23 protein-coding genes are annotated in these 21,758 nt (G+C 61.3%); 11 read left to right on the forward strand and 12 right to left on the reverse strand.

Annotated elements, in window-relative coordinates:
* Window positions 1-23 precede the first annotated feature (23 nt).
* From BM069_RS13230 to BM069_RS13245, 4 genes are all read right to left on the reverse strand, one after another.
* Entirely contained in the window at window positions 24-491 is a 468-nt protein-coding gene (locus tag BM069_RS13230; protein ID WP_093324337.1) for a copper chaperone PCu(A)C, read from the reverse strand.
* Window positions 492-538: 47 nt separating this feature from the next.
* Complete coding sequence (locus BM069_RS13235; RefSeq protein ID WP_093324338.1) at window positions 539-889, reverse strand: hypothetical protein; 351 nt, start codon at window positions 887-889, stop codon at window positions 539-541.
* 99 nt (window positions 890-988) lie between these two features.
* Complete coding sequence (gene rpmB / locus BM069_RS13240) at window positions 989-1,279, reverse strand: 50S ribosomal protein L28 (protein WP_093324340.1); 291 nt, start codon at window positions 1,277-1,279, stop codon at window positions 989-991.
* 229 nt (window positions 1,280-1,508) lie between these two features.
* On the reverse strand, window positions 1,509-2,093 hold the full coding sequence (locus tag BM069_RS13245) for a YqgE/AlgH family protein (protein ID WP_280137038.1): 585 nt from the start codon (window positions 2,091-2,093) through the stop codon (window positions 1,509-1,511).
* 151 nt (window positions 2,094-2,244) lie between these two features.
* On the opposite strand from BM069_RS13245, the gene BM069_RS13250 reads away from it, so the two are divergent.
* The gene (locus tag BM069_RS13250; RefSeq protein ID WP_093324607.1) at window positions 2,245-3,045 is read left to right on the forward strand and encodes a protein-disulfide reductase DsbD domain-containing protein; all 801 of its coding nucleotides are present in this window, start codon (window positions 2,245-2,247) and stop codon (window positions 3,043-3,045) included.
* Here BM069_RS13250 and BM069_RS13255 read toward each other — a convergent pair.
* The 5 genes from BM069_RS13255 to BM069_RS13275 form a co-directional block, all read right to left on the reverse strand.
* The gene (locus tag BM069_RS13255) at window positions 3,037-6,432 is read right to left on the reverse strand and encodes an efflux RND transporter permease subunit (protein WP_093324341.1); all 3,396 of its coding nucleotides are present in this window, start codon (window positions 6,430-6,432) and stop codon (window positions 3,037-3,039) included. The two genes, BM069_RS13250 and BM069_RS13255, sit on opposite strands and share 9 nt — an antisense overlap.
* Before the next feature lie 3 nt (window positions 6,433-6,435).
* Window positions 6,436-7,890: an efflux RND transporter periplasmic adaptor subunit gene (locus BM069_RS13260; RefSeq protein ID WP_093324343.1), complete on the reverse strand. Its 1,455-nt coding sequence runs from the start codon at window positions 7,888-7,890 to the stop codon at window positions 6,436-6,438.
* A gap of 139 nt (window positions 7,891-8,029) precedes the next feature.
* Window positions 8,030-8,572 (reverse strand): molybdenum cofactor biosynthesis protein B, encoded by a 543-nt coding sequence (gene moaB, locus BM069_RS13265; protein WP_093324344.1) that lies wholly within the window; start codon window positions 8,570-8,572, stop codon window positions 8,030-8,032.
* 4 nt (window positions 8,573-8,576) lie between these two features.
* Window positions 8,577-9,182 carry a metallophosphoesterase family protein gene (locus BM069_RS13270; protein ID WP_093324345.1) on the reverse strand — a complete coding sequence of 202 codons (606 nt, stop codon included), beginning with the start codon at window positions 9,180-9,182 and terminating at the stop codon, window positions 8,577-8,579.
* Window positions 9,179-9,973 carry a uracil-DNA glycosylase gene (locus BM069_RS13275; RefSeq protein ID WP_093324347.1) on the reverse strand — a complete coding sequence of 265 codons (795 nt, stop codon included), beginning with the start codon at window positions 9,971-9,973 and terminating at the stop codon, window positions 9,179-9,181. The genes BM069_RS13270 and BM069_RS13275 overlap by 4 nt, the downstream gene beginning before the upstream one ends.
* A gap of 174 nt (window positions 9,974-10,147) precedes the next feature.
* Between BM069_RS13275 and BM069_RS13280 the strand changes: the two genes are divergently transcribed.
* The 7 genes from BM069_RS13280 (at window position 10,148) to plsY (ending at window position 15,078) form a co-directional block, all read left to right on the forward strand.
* Window positions 10,148-11,116, forward strand: coding sequence for an aspartate carbamoyltransferase catalytic subunit (locus BM069_RS13280; RefSeq protein ID WP_093324348.1), 969 nt, complete (start codon window positions 10,148-10,150; stop codon window positions 11,114-11,116).
* Window positions 11,117-11,224: 108 nt separating this feature from the next.
* Window positions 11,225-11,785 carry a hypothetical protein gene (locus BM069_RS13285; RefSeq protein ID WP_139216204.1) on the forward strand — a complete coding sequence of 187 codons (561 nt, stop codon included), beginning with the start codon at window positions 11,225-11,227 and terminating at the stop codon, window positions 11,783-11,785.
* On the forward strand, window positions 11,782-12,288 hold the full coding sequence (locus BM069_RS13290; protein ID WP_093324351.1) for a hypothetical protein: 507 nt from the start codon (window positions 11,782-11,784) through the stop codon (window positions 12,286-12,288). The genes BM069_RS13285 and BM069_RS13290 overlap by 4 nt, the downstream gene beginning before the upstream one ends.
* Window positions 12,285-12,737 (forward strand): hypothetical protein, encoded by a 453-nt coding sequence (locus tag BM069_RS13295; protein WP_244503619.1) that lies wholly within the window; start codon window positions 12,285-12,287, stop codon window positions 12,735-12,737. The genes BM069_RS13290 and BM069_RS13295 overlap by 4 nt, the downstream gene beginning before the upstream one ends.
* Window positions 12,734-13,195: a hypothetical protein gene (locus BM069_RS13300; protein ID WP_093324354.1), complete on the forward strand. Its 462-nt coding sequence runs from the start codon at window positions 12,734-12,736 to the stop codon at window positions 13,193-13,195. The genes BM069_RS13295 and BM069_RS13300 overlap by 4 nt, the downstream gene beginning before the upstream one ends.
* Window positions 13,192-14,469 (forward strand): dihydroorotase, encoded by a 1,278-nt coding sequence (gene pyrC, locus BM069_RS13305; RefSeq protein WP_093324355.1) that lies wholly within the window; start codon window positions 13,192-13,194, stop codon window positions 14,467-14,469. The genes BM069_RS13300 and pyrC overlap by 4 nt, the downstream gene beginning before the upstream one ends.
* A complete protein-coding gene (gene plsY / locus BM069_RS13310; protein ID WP_093324357.1) occupies window positions 14,470-15,078 on the forward strand; it encodes a glycerol-3-phosphate 1-O-acyltransferase PlsY in 609 nt (202 codons plus the stop codon).
* Between the two features lie 162 nt (window positions 15,079-15,240).
* Here the strand turns inward: plsY and BM069_RS13315 are convergent, their stop codons facing one another.
* The 3 genes from BM069_RS13315 to BM069_RS20055 form a co-directional block, all read right to left on the reverse strand.
* Window positions 15,241-16,611 carry a glutamate--cysteine ligase gene (locus tag BM069_RS13315; RefSeq protein ID WP_093324358.1) on the reverse strand — a complete coding sequence of 457 codons (1,371 nt, stop codon included), beginning with the start codon at window positions 16,609-16,611 and terminating at the stop codon, window positions 15,241-15,243.
* 81 nt (window positions 16,612-16,692) lie between these two features.
* Entirely contained in the window at window positions 16,693-17,202 is a 510-nt protein-coding gene (locus BM069_RS13320) for a hypothetical protein (protein WP_093324360.1), read from the reverse strand.
* Window positions 17,203-17,259: 57 nt separating this feature from the next.
* A complete protein-coding gene (locus tag BM069_RS20055) occupies window positions 17,260-18,078 on the reverse strand; it encodes a 16S rRNA (uracil(1498)-N(3))-methyltransferase (RefSeq protein ID WP_244503620.1) in 819 nt (272 codons plus the stop codon).
* A gap of 12 nt (window positions 18,079-18,090) precedes the next feature.
* Here BM069_RS20055 and ubiA point away from each other — a divergent pair, with 12 nt between their 5' ends.
* The 3 genes from ubiA to BM069_RS13340 are packed head-to-tail and all read left to right on the forward strand — an operon-like array spanning window position 18,091 to window position 21,580.
* Window positions 18,091-19,071, forward strand: a complete 981-nt coding sequence (ubiA, locus tag BM069_RS13330) for a 4-hydroxybenzoate octaprenyltransferase (protein WP_244503621.1) — start codon at window positions 18,091-18,093, stop codon at window positions 19,069-19,071.
* Between the two features lie 57 nt (window positions 19,072-19,128).
* Window positions 19,129-21,267 carry an OmpA family protein gene (locus BM069_RS13335; RefSeq protein WP_093324361.1) on the forward strand — a complete coding sequence of 713 codons (2,139 nt, stop codon included), beginning with the start codon at window positions 19,129-19,131 and terminating at the stop codon, window positions 21,265-21,267.
* Window positions 21,254-21,580, forward strand: a complete 327-nt coding sequence (locus BM069_RS13340; protein WP_093324363.1) for a hypothetical protein — start codon at window positions 21,254-21,256, stop codon at window positions 21,578-21,580. The genes BM069_RS13335 and BM069_RS13340 overlap by 14 nt, the downstream gene beginning before the upstream one ends.
* The last annotated feature ends 178 nt before the right edge of the window (window positions 21,581-21,758 follow it).

Raw genomic sequence — 21,758 nt, forward strand, 5'->3', positions numbered from 1 at the left:
ATCTTCAAAAACGCGACACCGGATCAGTGCTTGTGCTTTTTGCCGTGCATCGGCTTGCGCTCCAGATCAACCGTCAGGTCGATGGTGATTTCGCCAGCTTTTTCAAAAACAAACGTGACCGGGAATGTATCGCCGTGGTTCAAGCTGGACCGCAGGCCCATGAACATCACGTGATCCCCGCCGCGCATCAGCCCGTGCTCGCCGCCGGCCGGAATGACAAAGCCGTCTTCGACTTCCATCATCTTCATCACGCCATCACCAGTTTCCATATGGGTGTGCAGCTCCGAGCGCGCTGCAATCTCGGATTTGACGCCGACAAGGCGGTCATCCGCGTCGCCCGAATTGGTGAACACCATAAACGCACCGGCGTTTTTCGAGGTGGGCGTGGATACCCGCGCATAAGGATCAACGATGGCGATCTCCGCAAAAGCCGGCAAAGCAAAAGATGTGGCCGCCAACAGCGCCGCGAGTGTGGTTGATTTAAGGGACATGTGGTTTCTCCTGTCCTGAGCAGTGTCTTAAGAATAACGAATAGGTCTTAAGACAGGACAGGTGGCGCACGGGCCGCGCCCTTGTAGGTGCGAATCACGGGCGCGGCCGTTTCGCGGGGCAGCTCCAGAGTGACCGTTCTGAATACAGGCACCGGAATGACCACGGCCCCAACGCTCACCATATTCAGCAAAGTCAGGCTGACATCGGGGCAGATGTGACTTTCGCCGGTCGGATTGCCCTCCGCATCCACCGCGATCAAGATCGCGGATTCGCCTATGCAATACTCCGCATACCCTGCGGCGCCGGGCATGCCCCGCGCCACGGCCATCGCCTGCCCTGTCAGGACAAAAACAACAACCAGCAACCAGGATAGCGCGAAGCGCACGTGACGTGTCATGTCCTCCGTATACACGGTCAACACAGGGGTGCAACTTGACAAAAATCAAAGGCCCCGCCGATTGGGCGAGGCCTTTTAAACGTCAACAGTCCAAAACAATTAGGCGTTTGCAGCCTGCGCTTTGGCGATGTCTTTTTTGACTTTCAAAGCGTTGTCAGACAGTTCTTCGTCTTTCGCTTTTGCAAGGAACGCGTCCAGACCACCGCGGTGATCAACAGTGCGCAGAGCCGCCGCAGAAATGCGCAGCTTGACGCCGCGGCCGAGAGTCTCGGACTGCAGGGTCACATCGTTCAGGTTCGGCAGAAACCGACGACGGGTGCGGTTTTTGGCGTGGCTTACGTTATTGCCCGTCATCGGGCCTTTTCCGGTCAGTTCGCAACGGCGCGACATGGGTTCATCCTCGTTTTACGGTCTACGGGGACAGTGACCCCGACAAAGCAAATAGGCGCCGCCAAGGCCGCGCCCGGAATTTCGTTCGGCGTCTTTAGGCCTGTTTGGGGGGGGCGTCAAGTGATTCAGGGCGATCTGTGACGCGATGGGCAAAAAAATGGGGGCCAGCCCCCGTCGCCGCAAGCGGCGCCTCGCCCGGGGTATTTCTTGCCAGTAAAAAGCCCCTTGGTCAGGCGTGACCGGCAGTGGCCGACAACGTAACAGGATCGACCCCCAGAGAGCGCAGCGCTTCGGCCCATTTGTCGGCGTTTGGCAGGTCAAAAACCAGATCCGTCGTCGCTTCACACTCAAGCCAGCCGTTCTGTGCGATCTCGCGTTCCAACTGCCCCGGCCCCCAGCCGGAGTAGCCAAGCGTCATAAGGCTGCGCAGCGGCCCAGCACCTGTGGCCATGGCCTCAAGAATGTCCTGAGTCGCGGTCATTGAAAAATCGTCGCCCACCGTCAGCGTGTTGAGATCGCTGATATAGTCGGGAGAATGCAACACAAACCCCCGTCCGCCTTCAACCGGACCGCCAAAGTACAAAGTGCTGTCCAGCTCCGGACGCGCCAGCGCGATCTCGAGTTGCTCCAACAGGGACGAAAGCTGCACGCCTTCCATCGCCTTGTTCACGATCAGACCCATCGCACCGTCCTGAGAGTGGGCACAGAGGAACACCACCGAATGCGCAAACCGCGGATCCCCCATTCCGGGCATCGCGATCAGCAATCGTCCGGTCAGATTCAGGGTCTCGTCGCTGTTGTCTGCGTCCTGCACGGGCCGTCCTTTCCGCCTGTCGGCTGTGGTTCCTCCAACATGTGCCTACCGCGCCGAGGACGCAAGGGCAGAGGCTATGTTTCAGAACTCACGCGTTTTCTCGCCAACATGTGTATTGGCTTTGAACCGGCTTTGCCCCATCTGTGAACCCATGAAGACCACTGCTTTGACCACCGCCCTTGCGCTCACACTCATGATCTCCGCCGTTCAGGCGCAATCCTTTGATCGCGTGGTACAGGCCGAAGTCCTGCCGGGCTGGCGCAACGACGATGGCAGCCACACAGCCGCGCTTCGGATCACGCTCAATCCCGGCTGGAAGACCTACTGGCGCGCACCGGGCGATGCGGGCATCCCGCCTCGCATCACGTGGCGCGGGTCCCGCAACATAGAGGCCGTGGATCTCGACTGGCCCACGCCTGAAGTGTTTGACCAAAACGGCATGCGCTCGATCGGCTATTCCGAAGAAGTGATCATTCCGGTTCACGTCGCACCGCAAACCCAGGGCAAGCCCGTGACGGTCAAGGCCCAGCTTGAGATCGGCGTTTGTCGGGACATTTGTGTGCCGCAAACAATCAAGGTTAAGGCCGAGTTGCCACCACAGGGCGCGCGCGACGCGCGCATTGCCACGGCGATTGTGGATCAACCCCTGTCGGCACAAGACGCCCATGTCGGCGCCGTGACCTGCAAGGTCGATCCTACCAAGGACGGGCTACGCCTTACGGCCACGGTCAATATGCCACACGCGGGTGGCACCGAAGTCGCGGTCATCGAGACTGGTGATCCGCAAATCTGGGTTGCGGAAGGCACCACCACACGGCGCGGCAATACGCTGGTTGCTCAAACCGAGATGATGCACGTGGACGAGGTGCCCTTCATGCTGGACCGTTCCGCGATACGCATCACCGTGCTGGGATCAAAGCACGCGGTGGATATCCGCGGTTGCTCAGGCTGACGCCGCACGTCGCCGCCGCATCAATATCCCCAGCCCCCCTGCGCCCAGCGCCGCCATCGTGAGCGCCCAGGCCCCCAGTATGAAAACGCCGAGAGCCGCTGTGCCGTTTGTGACCACGCCCAGAGCCGGCAAAACGCCAACCAAGGCGGGCATCACCGCGCCATAGGCCACAACCCAACCAAGCGTCGCCACCAACCACGCCGCGATCAGCGCACCGGTGACAACAACCACAGGCCGCGTGCCTTTGGCCCGCGCCCCACGGCGCACCGCCGCCACCTGCCGTGCCACATCCGCCTGCATGGCCATCAGAGCAGGCACCACTATCAGCACCAGAATCATGCCAAAGCCCAAGCCATAGACCAAAGTGATCACCGTCGGCTTGAGAAACTGCGCCTGCTGGCTGCGCTCAAACAACAGCGGCGCCAACCCGAGCACCGTTGTGGCGGTGGTCAGGAACACCGCCCTCAGGCGATCCGCCGCACCATCGATGATCGACGGGATCAAGCCGCGCTCCTCCGCGTAGTCATCAATCGTTGTCACCAGAACAATCGAGTCGTTGATGATGATGCCGGTCATGCCCAACAGGCCGATGACCGTGAACATGCTCAGCGGCACGTCATGCATATAGTGACCGTAAATCGTGCCCACGAGCCCGAAGGGAATGATTGCCATCACCACCACAGGCCGTGTCCAGCTTGAGAACACCCAAGACAGCACAAGATAGATGCCCGCCAGACACAGGATCAGACCGGTGCGCGCATCCTTGAGGAAATCGTCTTCTTGTTCAGCCAATCCCGACAGGCGCCACTCGACCTGTTTGTCTGCGGCAATGGTGGGCAGAATGTCGTCTCGCAACTGGGTCATGATCGCCTCGGCCCGCGCCGGATCATCCTCGGAAATATCGCCTGTCACATTGATCAGACGCACCCCGTTCACCCGCCGCACCGTCGAAAATCCTGTACGGCTCTGAACTGTCACCACATCCGCCAGCGGCACATAGGCCCCCTGCGGTGTGCGCATCAGCGACCCTTCAAGGAAATCCGCCGTCAGTTCGCCCTCGGGCAGTTCCACACGGATCGAAGCCGAGCGCGGCCCGTCGGGGAAGGTCGCCGCCTCAAGCCCGTTCAAACGGTGCCGCAAAACACGCCCCAGCGCATCAATGCTAAAGCCAAGCGCGCGCCCCTGCGCCGTCAGCTCCAATATAAGCTCTTCCTTGTCATAGCTCAGGTTGTCCTCAACCGCCGACACCTCTGGGAACTCGTCCAACGCTGTCTTTAGCGCCTCGCTGGCCCCCTTAAGCGTATCGGCATCCGCGCCAAAGAACTCCACATCCAGCGAGTCCCCCCCCGGACCGGACCGCCAGCCGCGAAAGCTGATGGTTTCCGCCATCGGATGCTTCGCCACGCGGTCCTGCAACTCCCCAACAAAGGCAAAGCTGGAATAGGGACGCAAATCCGCGTCAATCAACTCGATCGAAATCGACCCCAGTTGATCGGGATCCAGAGATTCCGAGCCCGGAATGCTGCGTCCCGAGTTGCCACCAATCTCGGCGATCACATAGTCCAGCGGGTTGCGTCCGTGGCGCTCTTCATACTCGCGCCCCAACTCTTCGGTGGCGCGCTGCATTTCCCGCATCATCGCCATGCTGTCATCGCGCGTCGCCGTTGGCAGCATCGCGAAATTGCCCGTCACCGACCCTCGCTCCGGCGCGTTGAAAAAGCGCCATTTCACATCGCCATTAATGAACAAAACCACTTGGGAGGCGAGCACAACAACGGCCAGCGACACAACCGGATATCGCGCCCAGATCACAAACCGCATCAACGGCCGGAACAACCGGTCCCGCACCCAACGGAAGCCGCGGTTCACCACACGGCTCGGCACGTCATACCAATGTTCCTTGGCGGTGTGCTTGAGCGCATGCGCCATATGGTGCGGCAGGATCAGGAAACACTCCACCAGCGACGCGGCCAGTACAACGATCACGGTAAACGGAATATCCGCAATCAGTTCGCCAAAGCGGCCAGAAATCACCGTCAGGCCAAAGAAGGCAATGATCGTCGTCAGCGTCGAGGAAAACACCGGCATCGACATGCGCCGCGCCGCGTTTTCCGCCGCAACAAAGGGCGCCTCTCCCAGCCGCCTTGACCGTGCATCCGCATGTTCGCCAACCACAATCGCGTCGTCCACCACGATGCCCAGCGTGATGATCAAACCAAACAGCGAGATCATGTTGATCGTCAGCCCTGCCGCATACATCAGCGCAACAGCCGCCAGCATCGCCGTCGGAATACCTGCGGCCACCCAGAACGCCGTGCGCGCATTCAGAAACAGGAACAAAAGCACCACCACCAGCACCAACCCCATGAGCCCGTTCTCAATCAGGATGTTCAAACGCCCTGTGATGGCTTCGGCCCGCGTCCGGATCAGCTCTAGCGTCACGCCTTCGGGTAGTGTGGATTGCACCAGAGCGGCGACCTCTTCGACCTTGGCCTGCATCGAGATCGCATCACCCGAGGCGGTGCGATCCACACGAATGGAGATAGCCGGATTGTCACCCACGAAATAGCTGCGGTTGCGGTCCACACCTTCGATGTGGATGTCCGCCACGTCCTCCACAATCAGTTTGGTGCCGTCCGGGTTGGAGCGCAGCACAATGCCTGCGATCTCGTCCGGCGCGCGTTTTTCGACGCCCGTGCGCACCCGTGCCGCCGCACCTGTGACATCGCCGGCCGGATCGGCATTGACCTCTTGTGCGATCGCCTCGGCAATCTCGGCAATTGTGATGTCATGGGTGATCAGATCAACCGACGATACCTCGACGATGGTTTCGCGCTCCGCCAGCCCGCGAATGGTCGTGCGCGTGACACCTTCCGTATAAAGTCGTGCGACAAATTCATCGGCAAACCGCGCCACCTGATCAATGTTGACGGGTCCGGTGATCACGACATCCGTGACCCGATCCCGCCATGCTCCGCGCCTGACCACGGGATCCTCGGACTCACTCGGCAACGTCGTGACCGCGTCCACCGCGACCTGCACATCATCCGTGGCCCGTGCCATATCCCAGCCCGGCTCAAAGTCCAGAGTGATCCGTGCCAAACCTTCCGTCGACCGTGATGAGGTGGTTTCCACCCCTTCCACGCCCAGCAAGGCCGGCTCCAGAACCTGAACAATCGTGTTGTCCACATCTTCCGCACCGGCTCCATCCCAGACCACCGAAACAGTGACCGTCTCGACAATAACATCGGGAAAGAACTGCGCCCGCATACGGGGCGCAGCAGCCAATCCGGCCAGTATCAGAATAACCAGCAAAAGGTTGGCCGCCGTGGCGTGACGGGTAAAGTAGCTCAGCACCCCGCCCGCGCGGTCTCCGAGATCCCGCATGGGTTAGCCCCCCATCCGTTCGCGCAGTCGCTCCACCATCCGTGCAGGCACTTCCGGCTGACTCAGCGCGTTCAACATCCGCTTTTTAACGTCACTCGGCAGGCGCTGACTGGCCTCGATTGCAGTGACAAAGCGTTGCCGCTCCTCATCGCTCAACGCCACCATGGCCGGAGCGGCCGGCGCCTCTCCGGTCGGCGCAATCGGCTTCACTTTGATGCCTTCACCCAACAAGGGTGTGCGTCGTGTCACCACGCGCTGACCATCCAGCCCCCTGCCGCGCACCAGCACCTCGTCGCTCTGACGCCGGACCAGACGCACATCCAGCGTGTCCAACCTGTCGCCCTCTCCGACCACCAACACGGTGCCTGCAGCATCCAGCGCCGTCGCCGGCAGGCGCACCACCTGCTCCAACTCGGGCTCGCGCACCCGAACCGTCACAAAATCGCCGGGCTTCAGTCCGCGCGCGCTGTCAAGACGCGCATACAAAACCCGCCCCGTCTGCCCTTCTCCGACGGCCGCCGCATCGCGCGTGATGATGCCTGTAGCCTGCACATCCGCGCCCATCACATCCAGCGACACCTTGACCTCGGCCTCATGCAACTGATCGTCATCATCCAAAAGCCGCACATATTGCGGCGTGCTCACCCGAAACGCCACCTCAAGCGCCGCCGGATCAATCAAGGTGGCAAGCCTTTCGTTCATCGAAACAAGGCCGCCCTCCACCGCATTCACCTCTGACAGAGTGCCGGCAAAATCGGCGCGAATGATCGTGTCATCCAAATCCCGTTCCGCCTCAGCCAAGGAGATCCGCGCCCGCTGAAGTCGGGTTTCCGCCTGATCAATGCGCGCCTCGCCCTGCGCAACAGCACGCCGGTTGGACAACACCGCCTGCCGCGCGGACGACAGCGACAGTTCGGCGGTTTCCACCGCAGCCGCAGTGCCGACGCCACGTGCTTGCAAATCCACCTGACGATCAAACGCCTTCTGACGCAGCGCCAGTTGCGCCTCTGCCGCCGCCAATTCATCCTGCGCCAGTTTCAACGTGCGCACCGCATCGCGATCTTCGGCTTCAGCATCCAAAAGATCACTGGCCAGACGCTCCAACGCAAAGCGCACCTTGCTCGGGTCCACTTCAACCAGCACTTCCCGCGCCACCACGCGCGCGCCTTCTTCGAAATTCTCCGACAGTCGCACAATCGAGCCCGCCGCAGAGGCACGGACCTCAAGCGAGCGACGCGACTGCACCTCACCAAACGCCACCAACTCGGGCGATTCCACCCCCGAAACAGCTTCAACCACATTGACAGAAAACACCCGCTCGCGCGCCGGGGGGCCGCTGTTGTCACGCGCCAATCGATCCTGAACCGCGCCTCGTACCAGATTGCCCGCATAAAGCAGAAGCCCAGCCGTAACCGCCAACAGAAAAAGTCCCGTCAGACTCTGCCGCAAAAATCGCATCTGGCTCCGTCTCCCCTTAGCGTCGCTCGTCGATATGATGGGCCTGACACCGCGAAATGCCAAGGCAAGTTAAGGTGATACGCACGCGCACCCCTGTTCCGTCGCAAAAAAATCGCAATGTCGCAAAAAACGGACCGCGTCACTTGCGGCGCATGTGTTCGTCCAGCCGTGGCATGATCTCGACAAAGTTGCAGGGCCGATGGCGATAGTCGAGCTGCCATTTCAGGATTTCGTCCCACGCGTCCTTGCAGGCCCCCGTGCTGCCGGGCAACGCAAAAAGATAGGTGCCATTCGCCACTCCGCCGGTGGCGCGGCTTTGCACGGCGCTGGTGCCGATCTTTTGCATGCTGACCATGGTGAACACTGTGCCAAAGGCCTCGATCTCTTTTTCATAAACGTCGCGATGCGCCTCAACGGTCACATCGCGCCCCGTCAGACCGGTGCCTCCGGTCGAAATGATCACATCCACCTCGTCCCTCGCGCACCAGTCGCGCAGCTGCGCGGCGATCACGTCCCGCTCATCCTGCACAATCTTGCGATCCGCGAGCCTGTGCCCCGCCCCTTCCAGCCGCGCCACCAAGGTGTCGCCTGATCTGTCCTCGGCAAGCGAGCGCGTGTCGCTCACCGTCAGAACCGCAATCCGCACCGGAATAAACTCTTTGCTCTCGTCGAGTCTGCTCATCGCCTTATCCTTTGGGCTCAATGTCAAACCATGTGCCGGTCGGCCCAAGGTTGACCACATGGCTCTCGCCGACCTTGGCGCTCTGGCCCCAACTGTCGTGAATATGTCCGCAAACCACCAACGGCGGCTTGACGCGTTTGATCGTGTCCAGAACCGCAGTCGAGCCCAACGACACCCCTTGCGACGTCACATCAACGACGCCCTTTGGCGGCGAATGCGTGATCAGAACATCCACCTCGCCGCATCCCGACAACAAGTCCGCACCCTGCGCCTCGGTCAGATCACAAGACCAGTCCTTGAAGGGTGTCACAGGAATAGCATAGCCAATCCCGAACAGGCGCAATCCGGCCACCTCGGCGCTCTGGCCATGCAACACAACCGCCCCGTCCGGTGCCGCGGCACGCAACTCGTCTTCGCTCTCGTTGTTGCCTGGCACCATGACCACCGGTGCCTTCAACCCCTCCAGCAAAGCCATAGCGCCCGCCAGATCCTGTCGATGGTTGGTGAAATCTCCGGCGGCGATCACGAGGTCTGCCTCCTGACTCATCTCCACCAACCTGCGCGCTGCAGGGGCGGCCCGATGAAGATCGGAAAACGCCAGAACCCTCACGCCAAAGCCTCCAGCTTGGCCTTCAGACTTAGCAAATCCGCCCAAGCATCCCGCTTGGCCTGCGGCGTCTGCAAAAGGCGCTGCGGATCAAACATCGGCAACACCGGCTTGCCAAAGGCCTCCTGCCACTCGCCGCGCTGGCGCGTCACACCGCGTTTGCCCAAAACCACTTCGCAGGCGACATTGCCCATCACCACAATCACGTCCGGCGCGACGATTTCCACATGCCGCTCAACAAACGCCCGCAACACCCCCACATTGGCAGAGCTCAGCGCCGCGTTTTGGGGCAGTCGCCACGGCGAGGCATAGCTGATGTAAATGGCGTCTTTGGACAAAGGCACGTCGCGCCCCATGCCGATTGCGGCAAACATCTTGTCCAGCAATCGACCCTCAGCCCCCTCAAAGGGTTTGCCTGACATATCTTCCTCACGTCCTGGCGCCTCGCCAATCACCATGACACGCGCCGCCGGATTGCCGCCGGCCAACACCAGATTGCGCGCGCCGCGTTTCAACTCACAGTGTTCAAACGCTCCGATCGCCGCCTTCAGGCCATCAAGGTCGGCCGCACCGGACACCGCCCGTTTGGCCTCCTCCGCGACATTGACCTCAGCCTTCACAGGCCGCACGGTCTCGGCGACCGGCGCAACCGGCATCTCGGCCTTGGGTTTGGGGGCTTCCTTCGGTGTCTCATAGCGATTCACCGGCGAATCCATCACCGCTTCCGTGGCCCCAAGCTCAATTTGCCAGGCCAAGAGCGCTTCTGCCGTGTAATAATCCAGTGCCGATTCCATGGCCAAACACTAGCCTCTCTGCCAAGGTGGCGAAAGACCACCAAATTACCGGCAATTCCCCGCCGATTTTAGGCAATTTCATAGCCGCTATGCATGTATGCACCAAAGCCGCGCTTGCTCTGTAAATAGGCGATCCATATAAGCAGCGCGATCGAGACAGAATGGAGAGCCCCAATGACCTTTGGCCACAACCATCTTCTGGGGATCGAGCCCCTGCGGCCCGATGAAATCACCGCTATTCTCGACTTGGCTGATACCTATGCCGACCAAGCCCGCACCGAGCACAAGCATTCCACTGCGCTCAAGGGCATGACCCAGATCAACATGTTCTTCGAGAACTCCACCCGCACGCAGGCGAGCTTTGAGATCGCCGGCAAACGCCTTGGTGCGGATGTGATGAACATGGCCATGCAGGCCAGCTCGATCAAAAAGGGCGAAACCCTGATCGACACCGCCACCACTCTCAACGCCATGCACCCCGATCTGCTGGTTGTGCGTCACCCGCACTCCGGCGCGGTGGACCTCTTGGCGCAGAAAGTGAACTGCGCGGTTCTGAACGCCGGCGACGGCCGCCATGAACACCCAACACAGGCGCTCTTGGATGCACTGACCATCCGCCGTGAAAAAGGCCGCATTCACCGCCTGAACGTCGCAATCTGCGGCGACATCGCCCACTCCCGTGTGGCGCGTTCCAACCTGATCCTTCTGAACAAGATGGAAAACCGCGTCCGCCTGATCGGCCCGCCGACACTGGTGCCTTCCAGCTTCAAGGAGTTCGGCGCGGAAATCTATGAGGACATGGACGAAGGCCTCAAAGACGTCGACGTCGTGATGATGCTGCGCATCCAGAAAGAACGCATGGACGGCGGCTTCATCCCATCTGAGCGCGAATACTATCACCGTTACGGCCTTGATGCCGCGAAACTGGCCAACGCCAAGGACGACGCCATCATCATGCACCCCGGCCCGATGAACCGTGGCGTCGAGATCGACAGCGAAATCGCCGACCACCCGACCCGCTCTGTCATTCAGGAACAGGTCGAAATGGGCGTGGCCGTACGCGCCGCCGCAATGGACCTTCTGGCGCAAAACCTGCGCGCGCGCCGCGCCGAAGCGGCCGCCAACCAGCCGGTCGAGGTCTGACCGTGGAAGACCCCAAAGATCCGAAAATGAGCGGCCGCGTTGCCTCCGTGGCCCTCATTGTCATGTTTGCCATCGTTGGCCTGATGATCTGGATCGGGGGCTGAGCGCGTGCATGTCTCTGCCTCAGAACGCGGTCTGGTGCGGCTCTTTGCCGTTGACCTGCCGTCTGACGAGGTCGAGGCGTTTCGCGAAGCCGTCACGGATGAGGACGGAGAAATCATAGATTGGCCCCTCGGCAAAGCTCTGGGGACCACTGATCTGGACGAAGACTTTGTCGAACTCTTCAACGTGAATGATCTCGAAGGCCTCGGCCTTCCGGGATACATGGTTCAGGGCCTTGGCATTTCAGAACACGATGTGATGGAAGACGTGCGCCGCCTGTCCGCCCAGCGCGGCTGGATATTGGTGGTCCTGTCCTCGGCTTTCGGACGCTCCGAACAGACCCTTGCCCCCCACCGCCCCCTGCGCTGGCTTGGCACCTACAAAGAAGAAGGCGCCCGCGTGCGCTATGAGCCCTTGCCCGATGCCGGAGCCAAAGGGGCACCGCTGGCCCCTCCGACACCTGAGCCGCAACGCAATCCGTATAAGACGGTGCTTTTGGCAATCCTCGCCCTGCCCGCCGCCGCATTGGTTCTGGGGTTGCTGTTCCTCTGGGGGACAACCCCATGAACCAACACGCCCTCCCAGACAGCATTCGCCTGCATCCCGACGAAACCTTGATCGCGGTCTGGAAACCCGCCTTTCCGGTATTTTTACGCAAGCTGGCGTTTGTGTCGATTTTGACCGCGCTGCTACTCGGTGGCCTTTTTGACGCCTTCACCGATTTTTCCGGCCCTCTGGTTTGGATCGTCGGCCTCGTCGCCTCGGCTGCGTTTTATGCCTTCATTTTCGACGACGTATTTGAATGGCGCGCGCGCCGCGATGACCATTGGGTGCTCACGAACTGGCGCCTTCTGTTTGTAAACCCGATGGACCAAAGCGAGCCCGCCGACCTGTCCCTGAACAACTGCGGCCAAGCAGGTGTCTGGATGTGGTGGTCGGTGCGCCTCCGGCTTTTGCCCCATGGCGCAATGATCCTGCCCTATTTGCGCGACCGCAAGGCTGTCGCCGACCAAATCGCCCAAGCCGCAGCCGCCTATAAGGCCGGCCAGCCACAGGAGGCCACCGCATGAGTATAAGAGATACCGAACGGATGGCCCCGAAATCGCCGCTGCTTGAGGACGAGAAGGTGCTGCAAAGCTTTTCCGCTGATCGCGTGGCCTACATCCGCTCCTCCACGTGGCTTGCGGCCGGCGCCATGGCCTTTGGCATGATCGCCCTGTGGGCCATGGGCAACCCGCACATCTGGACCGGTGCAGTAGGGGGTCTCGCCGCCATAGGCGTACGCACCGCCTATCTGATGAGCGAAGAACTCGCTGCCCGTTGGGATCTCACCAACAAACGCGTGCTTGGCGCCGGCACCAAATCAATCCGCCTGCAAGAGATCAAGGAGCTCAACAAAATGGGCTCCGTCGTGCAGATCGTGACTCATTCCGGCGACAAGCACCTGATCAAGTTCCAAGCCGATCCCGCCGCCACCATCGCAGCAATCCAGTCTGCCAAGTCCGGAGGCCAGCAGTGAACGACGATCTTTATGGCCACGACCTGAAAGACGGCGAGCGCGTTACGTTTGTAAAGAACCCGCGCCCCGTGCTGTTTTACTACCTCATGTTCATCGTGCTCTATTTCGCGGCCCGCCTGTTGACCGATCTCGTCAGAGCCCCTGATGAATTCATGACCCACGAAACCGCGGCAACGGCGGCCTTTGCTTTTGTCATTGCGGCCACCGTCATCACCGTTTTCTGGACCATGCTGGACTGGAACCTCATTCCCCACCACCGCCAGCTTCCCGCATTGATCACCAATTACCGCGTGATAGCGGCCAATGGGATCGACACCATGCTGGACGACATCGCCTCCATCCGTCGCGGGTGGATGTCCGTTAAAATCAACGGGCAGAACGAAGCCGACGGCCTGACCCTTCGTGCCCTCCCGCACGCAAAATCCTTTCATGCTGCTCTGGAAAGGCAACTCACATGACCACACTCTTCACCAACGCCCGCCTCATCGACCCTTCGCGCAACAGCGACGCGCCCGGATGGGTGCTTGTCTGCGACGGCAAAATTACCGCCCTTGGCAACGACACGCCCTCTGAGACCGCCGATGAAACCATCGACTGCGGCGGCAAATGCCTCGCACCGGGCATTGTCGATATCGGCGTAAAGGTTTGCGAGCCGGGTGAGCGCCACAAAGAAAGCTACAAGACCGCTGGCCTCGCCGCCGCCGCAGGTGGTGTCACCACCATGGTCACACGCCCCGACACCCTTCCGGCAATCGACACTCCCGAGGTGTTGGAATTTGTCGAACGTCGCGCCAACGAGGCCGCGCCTGTGAACGTTGTCCCGATGGCTGCGCTCACCAAAGGCCGTGAAGGCAAGGAAATGACCGAGATCGGTTTCTTGATGGACGCCGGCGCGATTGCCTTCACCGACTGCGACCACGTTGTGACCAACAACAAGGTGCTCAGCCGCGCCATGACCTATGCCCGTGCCAACGGCGCTCTGGTCATGTCCCACCCCCAAGACCCCGGCCTGTCCAAGGGCGCTTCGGCCAACGCCTCCAAATTTGCCGCCCTGCGCGGCCTGCCTGCTGTGTCGCCGATGGCCGAACGCATGGGGCTCGACCGGGATCTTGCGCTGGTGGAAATGACCGGCGTGAAATACCACGCCGACCAGATCACCGCCGCACGTGCGCTTCCCGCGCTGGAACGTGCCAAGAAAAACGGCTTTGACGTGACCGCCGGCACCTCGATCCACCACCTGACGCTGAATGAGCTCGACGTCGCCGACTACCGTACGTTCTACAAAGTCAAACCTCCCCTGCGCGCCGAAGAAGACCGCCTCGCGCTGGTCGAAGCTGTGAAATCCGGCCTGATCGACGTGATCTGCTCCATGCACACCCCGCAGGACGAAGAAAGCAAACGCCTGCCGTTTGAGGAAGCCGCCTCTGGTGCCGTGGGTCTGGAAACCCTGCTGCCCGCCGCGATGCAGCTTTATCAGAACGGCGACCTGACCCTGCCGCAGCTGTTCAAAGCCATGGCGCTCAACCCCGCCAACCGCCTTGGCCTGCCGGCCGGTCGCATCGAAGAGGGCGCGCCCGCCGACTTCGTAGTCTTCGACCCTGACGCGCCGTTTATTCTGGACCGCTTCACATTGCAGTCCAAATCCAAGAACACCCCGTTTGACGGCGCCAAGATGCAGGGTAAGGTGCACGCCACTTACGTGGCCGGAAAGGCCGTCTACCGGAGAGACTAAATGCCGCTGATCGACTCGCCCCTCACCGTCCTCATGCTCTGGGCGGTGCTCGGATATCTCCTAGGGTCGATCCCCTTCGGCATGGTGCTGGCCAAGGCCATGGGCCTTGGCAACCTGCGCGACATCGGGTCGGGCAATATCGGCGCCACCAACGTCTTGCGCACCGGCTCCAAGAAAGCCGCCGCCCTGACCCTGCTGCTTGATGGTGCCAAAGGCGCCGTTGCCGTGCTGCTTGCGCGGAGCCTCGTTGGCGAAGACGCAGCACAGGTTGCGGGCCTGATGGCATTCATCGGCCATTGCTACCCCGTCTGGCTCAAGTTCAAAGGCGGCAAAGGGGTTGCCACCTTCCTCGGCCTGATGCTCGCACTGGCTTGGCCCGTCGGCATCGCCTGCTGCCTGACATGGCTGGTCGGCGCCGCACTGTTCCGCATCTCGTCGCTCGCGGCTTTGCTCGCCGCTGGCTCATCGACGCTCTGGATGGTGTTCCTCGGACACTCCAACGCTTTTGTCCTCGGCGTCATCCTCACGATCATTGTGTTCTGGCGCCATCGGGACAACATCCGCCGCATGCGCGAAGGCACGGAACCCAAAATTGGACAAAAAAGCTAAGCCCCACCATGGGCAGTTTCTGATCCGACCCACTTTTGGTATTTACTGAAATGAGCGAGATTTCGGATTTGGATGAAAACTGATGCAGCTGCCCCGCCACATCGGCGAGACCGGATGTCATAACCTGGAAAAGGACCGCCGCCGGACTTCGGCGGCGCTCACTTAGTAGCTGTAGTCGCCGTAGATCTTACTCAGATCCCCGCCCCAATCGCCGTGATAGCGCTCAAGCAGCTCATCCGCCGGCACCTTGCCGCTTTCAATGCTGTCTTTCAGCGCATTCAGAAAATGGGTCTCATCCGGCACCAAACCGCCCGCTCCGGGCCGCGCCCGTGCCTTCAGGCCAGCTTCCGAGATCGCCAGAACCTCGCGCGCCAGATCATGCATCTTGATGGAGCCAACCTGCGCCTGAAGTCCGTCTTCGCTCGCCGCCACCCGCAGAGCCTCGCGGGTTTCCGCATCCCAGCCCTTTGCCAGATCCCACGCCGCGTCCAGCGAGGCTTGATCATACATCAGCCCCACCCAGAATGCCGGCAAGGCACAGAGCCGCCGCCAAGGGCCACCATCGGCCCCGCGCATCTCCATGTATTTCTTGATCCGCGCCTCGGGGAAGGCGGTCGTCAGGTGATCCGCCCAGTCGCTCAACGTCGGGGTCTCCCCCGGCAACGCAGGCAATTCACCCTTCAGGAAGTCACGGAACGACATGCCCAGCGCGTCAATATATTTCCCATCGCGATAGACAAAATACATCGGGACATCGAGGCCGTACTGCACCCACCGTTCAAACCCGAAACCTTCTTCGAACACAAACGGCAACATGCCCGTGCGGGCATCATCCAGATGCCGCCACACCAGCCCCCGGGTCGACTTCATGCCGTTGGGTTTGCCGTCCAGAAACGGCGAATTCGCGAACAAAGCATTGGCAACAGGCTGCAACGCCAACGCCACGCGCAGCTTTTGCACCATGTCGGCCTCGGATGCGAAATCTAGGTTAACCTGCACCGTGCAGGTCCGATACATCATCACTTTGCCCATGGTGCCGACGCGATCCATATAATCGGTCATCAGCTTGTAACGCCCCTTGGGCATCACCGGCATCTGCTCGTGTGACCATTCCGGCGCCGCGCCCAGCCCGATGAAACCCACACCGATCTTGTCGGCAATGTCCTTCACGTCGCGCAGGTGCTCGTTCACCTCGTCACAGGTCTGGTGGATGTTTTCCAGCGGCGCGCCCGACAGCTCAAGCTGCCCGCCCGGCTCAAGGCTGACGTTCGCCCCGTCTTTCTCAAGCCCGATCAGCTTGCCGCCTTCCTCAAGCGGAGTCCAACCGTGGCCATCACGCAGCCCTTCCAGCACCGCCAGAATCGAGCGCTCACCCTCATAGGGCAGCGGCTTGTGCGTGTCCTTGCAATACCCGAATTTCTCATGCTCGGTCCCGATGCGCCACTCCTCACGGGGCTTGCAGCCCGAGGACAGGTATTCTGCCAACTGATCGTGATGCTCAATCGGGCCGCCGCCGGACTGGGGAATAGACATAAGCTCGCTCCGCTCAAAAAATGCCGTGGCATCCAGTGGTGGAGCGATTTGTCGGGACTGTCAATGTGCTCAGACGCACATCTAACTCAACCGTCGATCATCCTTGGCCCAGATCAGAACCGGCTCAGGCTTCTGTTCGTTCAGCTTGGCCAGCATTTGTTCGGTTTTCAGCCCGGGAAGGCTGGCAAACGCATCAAACAAAGTCTCGCCCCCTTCGGCATTCACAGGGATGTGAAGCGGCTGCCGCCCCGGCTGGTAAAGCGCCCAGACCGCGGGGCTGCTGCGCCCGTCCAGCACCAACCGGCTGAGCGCGCGCACGGCCACACTGCCGCCGTTGAGCGGGCCGAAATAAGCGACTTCGCCTTCATCAACCTGAACCACCCCCGGCCCGCCGGCCCCTCGCCGGAACCGCGCGCGCTGAATGCCACTGACAATCAGAACAGCGCCCGCGATCAAAACCGCATAGCCGATCCAGCGCAGAATGCCGCCGCCGCTGGCCCACCAGAAACCCACGCACAACACGCCAAACCCGATCAACACTTCGCGCCACTTCATAAGCGCCACCCGCGCTTCCGGTCGAATGAAACTCATATCAGATGTCTCCCCATGTGCCTGACCGACCGGCCGCCCCCGCGACCGCCCGCCGGTTCATCCCCAGTCTCCCAGCGCCTGCTGCCACAAAGTCATCGCCGCCACAGCAGCCGTATCTGCCCGCAATATCCGCGGACCAAGGCTGACCACATGAGCAAACGGCAGGGCCTTTAGTTTCGCCCGCTCCGCATCCGAAAACCCGCCTTCCGGTCCGATGAGGATGGCCCATTGCTTGCCATCCTTCCCCAAAATCGGATCGCTCGCGATCCGATCAGCGCCCGATCCGCCCCCACGGGCGGGCGCTTCGCTTCCGCCCTCGGATCGGCCGCTGGGCTGCGTCTCCAGCCAAAGGTTCTCGCCAACTTCCGCCTCATCACAAAACATCAACTGCCGCCCCTCGGGCCAATCCGTCAACAGCTTCTCCAGCTTGGTCAGATCCGCAACCTCGGGCACATATGTTCCGCCGCATTGCTCTGCCGCCTCAACCGCATGGGCTTGCAACCGATCCTGCCGGATGCGCTCGGAATTGGTGAACTCGGTCGCCACCGGCACAATCCGCGCAGCCCCCATCTCGGCGGCCTTTTCAACGATGAAATCTGTACGCGCCTTTTTGATCGGCGCAAAACACAGCCACAGGTCCGGCGGCATCTGCAGGGGCTTGGCCTGTGTTTCGCAAACCAATTCGCCATTGCGCTTATTCGCCACAGTCACGCTGCACCGCCACTCGCCGTCGCGCCCGTTAAACAACAATACCGGATCGCCCACGGCCATCCGCATCACGCCAAACAGATAGTGCGCCTGATCGCGCTCCAGAGGAATGGTTTGCCCTTCCCCCAGCCCCTGCTCTACATACAATCTGACTTTTGCCTGTTTCATGGGACCATACATATGGCTGACATGCGCCCAACGGAAGAACCAACCGTCAAAGACCCTCAAGGTCAGGTCTCCGATGCCGTCAAAGGCAACTGGGTCGACCACTTCGCGCCGGCATTCTCCCGTCCTTACCTGCGGCTGTCCCGTGCGGACCGCCCGATTGGCACATGGCTGCTCTTGCTGCCGTGCTGGATGGGCCTTTTGCTCGCCATGCTCAGCACCGGCACCGCCTCGCTGCACGACCTCTGGATCGCTGTCGGCTGCGCTCTTGGCGCCTTTCTCATGCGTGGCGCAGGCTGTACATGGAACGACATCACCGACCGCAAGATAGACGCGCAGGTCGAGCGCACCCGCTCCCGCCCGATCCCCTCGGGTCAGGTCAGCGCCAAACAGGCGGCGGTCTGGATGGGGCTTCAGGCGCTGATATCTTTGGGCATCCTGCTCACCTTCAACACAGCGGCCATTCTGCTGGGTGTACTGTCGCTGGTGCCGGTTGCCATCTACCCGTTTGCCAAACGCTTCACTTGGTGGCCGCAGGTCTTTCTTGGCATCGCCTTTAACTGGGGTGCGCTTCTGGCGTGGACAGCCCACACCGGCGCGCTGCAACCGCCCGCCTTGGTTCTTTATGCCGCGGGCATCGCATGGACGCTGTTTTATGACACCATCTACGCTCATCAGGATACCGAAGACGATGCTCTGATCGGAGTGAAATCCACCGCACGGCTGTTTGCCGAGAAAACTCCACAGTGGCTTCAATTCTTTTTGATCGCCACCGTCGCGCTCATGGGTCTGGCCACCATCATGGCCGGCCTCTCCGCAAGCCCCGCGGCGCTGATCGTGGCGCTGCTGGGCCCTTTGTGCATGGGCTGGCACATGCAATGGCAACTGCGCAAGCTTGACACCTCGGACCCGCATCTTTGCATGATGCTCTTTCGCTCAAACCGCGACACCGGCCTTTTGGCGGTGGGGTTTTTCGCCATAGCCCTTTTCCTGTGATTGCATGATCGACCCAATCAGCCTATCACACCAGAACACCAGATAAGCCTGACCTGTATGCGACTTTCTTCCCTTCTTATCGTCTTCGCGACGTTCGCCACTGCTGCGCTGCTTTCTATTGTGGCCGCAAGCCTTTCGGCCGACCTGATCGAAGACACCTCCAAATCCGCCGTCAAACGCGAACTTTCCCTCGCCGGACAGGATTGGGCCGAAGTGCATGCCGAAGGCTTGCAGGTCTTTCTCGCGGGCACCGCCCCGACCGAGGCCGACCGCTTCCGCGCCATGACCGCCGCAGGGCGCATCGTCGACGCCGCCCGCGTGATCGACAACATGCAGGTGATCGCCACCGCAGACATCGCGCCGCCCCGCTTTTCCATCGAAATCCTGCGCAACGACGCCGGCATTTCCCTGATCGGCCTGATTCCGGCGGACAGCGACCGCGACGCCATTTTGCGCACCATCCGCAAACTGGCCGGCACCCGCACCGTGACCGACCTTCTTGAAACCGCCGAATATGATGCCCCGCGCGCGTGGCAAGACAGCCTCGACTATGCGCTCAAGGCGCTCCGCGACCTGCCGCGATCCAAAATTTCTGTGGACGCCGGACAGGTCAGCATCACCGCCATGGCCAACAGCCCCGACGAACGTCAGGAGCTCTCCGCCAAGCTGGTACGCACCGCACCTGGCACCGTGGACGTGAACCTCGACATCTCCGCCCCGCGTCCCGTCATTGCCCCGTTCACGCTGCGCTTTCTCATCGACGAAGACGGCGCACGGTTTGATGCCTGCTCGGCAGACACTGACCGCTCCCGCACCCGCATCCTGACCGCCGCCCGCAACGCCGGCATGGACGCCAGCCGCACGAACTGCACCATCGGTCTGGGCGTGCCGTCGCCAAACTGGGCCGAAGCGGTCGAGGTCGCCATCAATGGGCTGGCCGAACTGGGCGCGGGCTCTGTGACATTTTCGGACGCCGACATGTCCCTGACCGCAGCGCAAGGCACCGATCAGGCGGTGTTTGACCGCGTCATCGGCGAAATGGACAGCGCCCTGCCCGAGGTCTTTGCTCTCGCGGCCACCCTGCCGGAAACACCGGAAACCGTCGCCGAAGGCACCACACCGGAATTCACCGCGACCCTCAGCCCCGAAGGTCTGGTCGCGCTGCGGGGCCGCCTGTCCAATGACGTCGCCCGCGCCACCACCGAAAGCTTTGCCAAGGCCAAATTCGGCTCCGAACAGGTCTATATGGCCGCCCGTCTGGACGAGACCCTGCCGCAAAGCTGGCCGTTCCGCGTGATGGCCGGTCTGGACGCGCTGGCGCAGTTGCACCACGGCACCTTGCGCATCACGCCGGAATCTCTGGCTGTGACCGGCAAGACCGGCGACACAGAGGCCAACGCGCGCATCGCCCAACTTCTTGCGGGCAACCTGTCCTCGACCGATCACTTCTCCATTGATGTGCTCTACGTCGAAGAACTTGACCCGCTTGCCGCTCTGCCCACCGTCGAAGAATGCATCGCCGACATTCAAGCGTTCAACAAAGACAACAAAATCGTCTTTGAACCGGGGTCCGGCACGCTGGATGCCTCCGCCGCCGACATTCTGGACAGCATCGCGATCAAGATTTCCGACTGCCCCGAGATGCAGCTCGAAATTCAGGGACACACCGACAGCCAAGGTCGGGAGTCGATGAATCAGGCGCTCAGCCAGACCCGCGCGCAATCGGTCCTCACCGCGCTGCAAGACCGGCGCATCCTGACCAAAGGCTTCGTCGCCAATGGCTACGGCGAGACGCAGCCGATTGCCGACAATGAGACCGAAGAAGGCCGCGAGGCCAACCGCCGGATCGAATTTGTGCTGATCACACCAGACACGGGTGCCGCTGGCGATGCCGAAGAGGGCTCGGCTGCCGATGAAGCGACAGCCGGCGATGACGTCGCGGCCTCTGAAGGCACCTCTGAAGGCGATGACACGGCAGAGGACAGCACTCAGGCGGACGAGGCCCCCGCCGCCCCCGCCGAAGGCGAATCTGCCACCGCCTCCGAGCAAGAAGCGACGGAAACTGCCCCTGCCCCCGTTGACTCGGAGACGGAACCGTCCGAAACCGAAGTTGAGGCAGAAGCAGAAACCGCCCCAGCGGACGAGGCCGAACAAACGGCCCCTGCAGGCGAGGAGACCACAAATGACCAGAACTGAGTTCATCCTGACCACCGCTGTCATCCTGTTTGTGGCGTTTTGCATGGGCTGGTTCGCCAACTGGCTGGTGCATCGTTTCACCCGCGTCGCACAGGCTGATGTAGACGAGCTGGAACGTATGAGTCAGGAATTGCACGAGGCCGAAGAAACCCGTGATCAGGCGATCACCTATCTTCAGCAGCGCGAAGCCGAACTGACCAATCAGATCACCCAGACCGAAGCCGAATTGCGCGCTGCCATGGACGGTTTGCGCGACGCCCGCGCCGAGGCCGAAGAGATGCGCGCCTACGTGGAACGTCTGAACGCCGGATAACGACAGGCCCCGCACCGACACGCGGCGCGTCTACCATTCTTGCGCCTCACCCACCGAACGTTGCGTTTACAATGCGCTGAGAGCGCAAATGCACCGACGCAATACCGACGTTTTACCGACGCGATGCCGACACCTGTTTTGTCAAAATTTTCAGAAGGTTAATGCCTGATTCGCGCCA

Source organism: Shimia haliotis, from assembly GCF_900114415.1.
GTDB classification, from domain to species: Bacteria; Pseudomonadota; Alphaproteobacteria; order Rhodobacterales; family Rhodobacteraceae; genus Shimia; species Shimia haliotis.

Excerpts from the sequence above, each read along its gene's own strand:
- BM069_RS13230 (WP_093324337.1), bottom strand. The coding sequence starts at position 491 with ATGTCCCTTAAATCAACCACACTCGCGGCGCTGTTGGCGGCCACATCT.
- BM069_RS13235 (WP_093324338.1), bottom strand. The coding sequence starts at position 889 with ATGACACGTCACGTGCGCTTCGCGCTATCCTGGTTGCTGGTTGTTGTT.
- rpmB (WP_093324340.1), bottom strand. The coding sequence starts at position 1,279 with ATGTCGCGCCGTTGCGAACTGACCGGAAAAGGCCCGATGACGGGCAAT.
- BM069_RS13250 (WP_093324607.1), top strand. The coding sequence starts at position 2,245 with ATGAAGACCACTGCTTTGACCACCGCCCTTGCGCTCACACTCATGATC.
- BM069_RS13255 (WP_093324341.1), bottom strand. The coding sequence starts at position 6,432 with ATGCGGGATCTCGGAGACCGCGCGGGCGGGGTGCTGAGCTACTTTACC.
- BM069_RS13260 (WP_093324343.1), bottom strand. The coding sequence starts at position 7,890 with ATGCGATTTTTGCGGCAGAGTCTGACGGGACTTTTTCTGTTGGCGGTT.
- moaB (WP_093324344.1), bottom strand. The coding sequence starts at position 8,572 with ATGAGCAGACTCGACGAGAGCAAAGAGTTTATTCCGGTGCGGATTGCG.
- BM069_RS13275 (WP_093324347.1), bottom strand. The coding sequence starts at position 9,973 with ATGGAATCGGCACTGGATTATTACACGGCAGAAGCGCTCTTGGCCTGG.
- BM069_RS13280 (WP_093324348.1), top strand. The coding sequence starts at position 10,148 with ATGACCTTTGGCCACAACCATCTTCTGGGGATCGAGCCCCTGCGGCCC.
- BM069_RS13290 (WP_093324351.1), top strand. The coding sequence starts at position 11,782 with ATGAACCAACACGCCCTCCCAGACAGCATTCGCCTGCATCCCGACGAA.
- BM069_RS13295 (WP_244503619.1), top strand. The coding sequence starts at position 12,285 with ATGAGTATAAGAGATACCGAACGGATGGCCCCGAAATCGCCGCTGCTT.
- pyrC (WP_093324355.1), top strand. The coding sequence starts at position 13,192 with ATGACCACACTCTTCACCAACGCCCGCCTCATCGACCCTTCGCGCAAC.
- plsY (WP_093324357.1), top strand. The coding sequence starts at position 14,470 with ATGCCGCTGATCGACTCGCCCCTCACCGTCCTCATGCTCTGGGCGGTG.
- BM069_RS13315 (WP_093324358.1), bottom strand. The coding sequence starts at position 16,611 with ATGTCTATTCCCCAGTCCGGCGGCGGCCCGATTGAGCATCACGATCAG.
- BM069_RS13320 (WP_093324360.1), bottom strand. The coding sequence starts at position 17,202 with ATGAGTTTCATTCGACCGGAAGCGCGGGTGGCGCTTATGAAGTGGCGC.
- BM069_RS20055 (WP_244503620.1), bottom strand. The coding sequence starts at position 18,078 with ATGAAACAGGCAAAAGTCAGATTGTATGTAGAGCAGGGGCTGGGGGAA.
- ubiA (WP_244503621.1), top strand. The coding sequence starts at position 18,091 with ATGGCTGACATGCGCCCAACGGAAGAACCAACCGTCAAAGACCCTCAA.
- BM069_RS13335 (WP_093324361.1), top strand. The coding sequence starts at position 19,129 with ATGCGACTTTCTTCCCTTCTTATCGTCTTCGCGACGTTCGCCACTGCT.
- BM069_RS13340 (WP_093324363.1), top strand. The coding sequence starts at position 21,254 with ATGACCAGAACTGAGTTCATCCTGACCACCGCTGTCATCCTGTTTGTG.